The sequence below is a fragment of the Nostoc sp. NMS4 genome (assembly GCF_017115095.1).
In the GTDB taxonomy this organism is placed as follows: Bacteria; Cyanobacteriota; Cyanobacteriia; order Cyanobacteriales; family Nostocaceae; genus Nostoc.
Genome location: NZ_JABXKI010000269.1, coordinates 1 through 2,696 on the forward strand (window position 1 = coordinate 1; position 2,696 = coordinate 2,696).

Annotated in this window: 6 protein-coding genes; all 6 read right to left on the minus strand. The window is 41.5% G+C overall.

The annotated features are described in order from the left end of the window. Positions 1 to 48: 48 nt before the first annotated feature. The 6 genes from HWQ37_RS24965 to HWQ37_RS24990 all read right to left on the minus strand — a co-directional run bounded on the left by HWQ37_RS24965 (position 49) and on the right by HWQ37_RS24990 (position 2,525). Positions 49 to 618 (minus strand): RNA-guided endonuclease InsQ/TnpB family protein, encoded by a 570-nt coding sequence (locus tag HWQ37_RS24965; RefSeq protein WP_292752313.1) that lies wholly within the window; start codon positions 616 to 618, stop codon positions 49 to 51. Between the two features lie 26 nt (positions 619 to 644). Beyond that, a complete protein-coding gene (locus tag HWQ37_RS24970) occupies positions 645 to 1,034 on the minus strand; it encodes a MerR family transcriptional regulator (RefSeq protein WP_292752316.1) in 390 nt (129 codons plus the stop codon). A gap of 193 nt (positions 1,035 to 1,227) precedes the next feature. Beyond that, positions 1,228 to 1,440, minus strand: a complete 213-nt coding sequence (locus tag HWQ37_RS24975; RefSeq protein WP_292752320.1) for a hypothetical protein — start codon at positions 1,438 to 1,440, stop codon at positions 1,228 to 1,230. Next, entirely contained in the window at positions 1,437 to 1,700 is a 264-nt protein-coding gene (locus tag HWQ37_RS24980; RefSeq protein WP_292752322.1) for a hypothetical protein, read from the minus strand. Before HWQ37_RS24980 ends, HWQ37_RS24975 begins: the two co-directional genes overlap by 4 nt. A gap of 65 nt (positions 1,701 to 1,765) precedes the next feature. Further along, the gene (locus tag HWQ37_RS24985) at positions 1,766 to 2,323 is read right to left on the minus strand and encodes a hypothetical protein (RefSeq protein WP_292752324.1); all 558 of its coding nucleotides are present in this window, start codon (positions 2,321 to 2,323) and stop codon (positions 1,766 to 1,768) included. After that, on the minus strand, positions 2,283 to 2,525 hold the full coding sequence (locus tag HWQ37_RS24990) for a hypothetical protein (RefSeq protein ID WP_292752327.1): 243 nt from the start codon (positions 2,523 to 2,525) through the stop codon (positions 2,283 to 2,285). Before HWQ37_RS24990 ends, HWQ37_RS24985 begins: the two co-directional genes overlap by 41 nt. Between the last annotated feature and the right edge of the window lie 171 nt (positions 2,526 to 2,696).

Sequence of the window (2,696 nt, forward strand, 5' to 3'; positions counted from 1 at the left end):
AGCTATGAAGCTTATAGAGTCTGTCTTGTAGCTGATTTTGTCCCCCCTTCAGGGTACATCTACATTCCACTGCACAATGAGCAACACGTACCATCCAGAAGCACGTTTAATAATATGAGCTTGTTTTACTACACCACTGTCAGGTATTTCGCGTGATTGATGAAATTTTACCCAGCCAATTTTAGGAAGTTTTATTCTTCTTTTTTGAATTGAATTACCTTTTAACAGTGGAAACACAAAAGAGCGCATCTTCCCTAGTTTTTTGAATCTGGGGAATCCGTGTTTGAGTTCCCACATTGCAACAAAAGCTTTCTCAAGACGTTTCAATGTTTGTTGTAAAACTTGTGCTGCAACTGTACTAAGTTCAGGATACTTCTTTTTTACTTGGGTTAATCTTTCGGATTGGTTAAAATAGGTTGGTCGTGGGGTATCGGCAGGAATTATATACTCAGAATGTAACGAACAAGCATTAATCCGACAACTACGAGATTTAATCCAATCTTTACGCTCACACAGCGCATAATTATAGACACGGCGACATTGTTCTAACCAGTCTTCAAATATGCCTATTTGGGCGCGAGTAGGTTTAAGTTTAAATTCGTAGGTCAGATGAAACACTTGAACTATCTCCTAATTCTTTTTGATTACCCTACTAAATACCTAAGTACTTGCGGATCTATCGCAGCAATCCGCTTTTTAATAGAATGTGGAGGATTCTTGAAAAACCGTTTTAAATCCCGACTCTTAACTAGGTAATTAGTCGCAGAACGCCGAATAGCTTTGAGCCAGCCTCGTTTTACCCATTTAGCTACAGTACAGGGGTTTAAGGAGAGAGCTTGAGCAATTTGGTTACAACTATAATTGTCGAGAGTGGGACGTGCAGAATAACCCAACGCATAGAGCTTTTTATGAACAGCTAAAGTTGTGCGATGATAGCCTCGTCTTCTGAGTCTGTATGCTATCTGTTTAGGTGTGTATGCTTCAGACATTTCATCAAGAATTTCTAATTCTTCAGGAGTCCATTTTTTCTTCATTTGTTAACCTCCAGAATTGCTGGTAGAAATATTTAGAGGGACTTGCTTGATTTACTGATTAGTCGATTGCAACAAATTGCGAGTTTGTTCTAGTAGTTTGTACTCATCCCAATTCCTTGGATTATGAGGTGATGACATTGACTCTTCAAATTCCCAGTTTTGAGAATTAGTATCGAAAAACTCAATGGCTGCATCAAAACCACATTGTAAAAATCTGGTGTATGATTCTTCCGAGCAAAGAATAGATTCGACAATTGCAGTCAAGAGTTTGAGGTTTGAGGTTGGTTTCAGTAGCAGCACCTTCTTTGTGGAGCCATTCAATTGCTTCCAAGAGTTGTTGTTTAGCAGAAGCCGCAGTAGATTCAGGTAATGCGGCAATGGGAACAAAACCTGTTAGTTGTTTCATAAATCCTCCATGTCACCGAAATCAGTTGCCACTTTGCGTTGAGATTTTGCTTTAGTAATTTGGAATTCGTTAGCTTTAATTACTGGCATTGCAGCCTCTTTGACTGCTGTTTTTGCCTGATGACAGAGAAATTGAACTACGCCTGAAGCATCTTCTTCATCCTCGACCTGCGCCCATAAAGAACAACCTAATTCGATTGATTCGTAGTTGCCCAAGTTAAACTTTCTCGAATAGTTAATTGAGACAGTACCGATTTTCATTACTCGTTTTTGCTGCTAATTTATGTAGTGGCGACTCAAAGGTGAATCGCCTTTTTCGTGTTTAATTACCGCTTGTTACCTTGCGGCATTGCTGTCTGATTCTGTCCTTGCAGAGATAGCCGTGCCTCAGTTTCCGAAACTGCTGGTAATGCTGGCGCAGTGACAGCATTTGATGCCCAGCGCTCGTAAGTATCATTAGTCACCCAATGAACTGTTGCCCCAGATTCAGCACCAGAGCGAATCATCTCTGCTGCAACGAGAGCATCTTTCTCAAAGTCAGACTGTGGGTTACGGTACGACCATTGGATAAACCAGTACGTTCCCAGCGCTCCTTCTACCTTTTGGAACTCGGCACAGAAAATGTAGTTTTTGAGTACGCTAGCGATCGCCTGATAACAGAACTCCTTTGGATCTCCCGGCATCCCTTCCTCACACCACTGCTGGAAAGCACGATGGGCGAAGTGGTTGTACAATCCAGCGAAATTGTCTTTACTGCGACGGTGGATCAGAAAACTAAGCAGCATGGAAGCTGGGCCTTTAAATTGGTCTTTGAGTCCGCCAGCAACAGGAATCACCCACAGTTCAGTGAATGGTTCGTTGGTGAAGTTCTCGTTGATGGTCAAGGCACGGTCTGGGCGAGAGATTGCGATCGCAAAAATCAGCCTTGTTACCTTTGAGATATCCTCCTGCTTGTGCTTCTAGAATTGTCAATTTTGGGGGACAATCGAGAAGGAGTTGTCCATATTCTTTAGCGCAGTTAGCTTGTAGTTTTGGTTGGCTCGGTGGAATGAGAAAGACGCTGTTGTTGATTTTGATAGTTTCCATGTGTGCAAAGTGATGGCTGTGTTTGTTTTAGTAAGTTAATGGGCTTAGTTAGTCGGCAATTTGTCAGAATCTTGTGTAATTGTCAGTAAAAAACCGTGTTTGGTATTCTGCACTCTTACTAGTTCTCTATCGAGTAATGATTGGATTACTGTTCGTGAGAAATTAATGCTG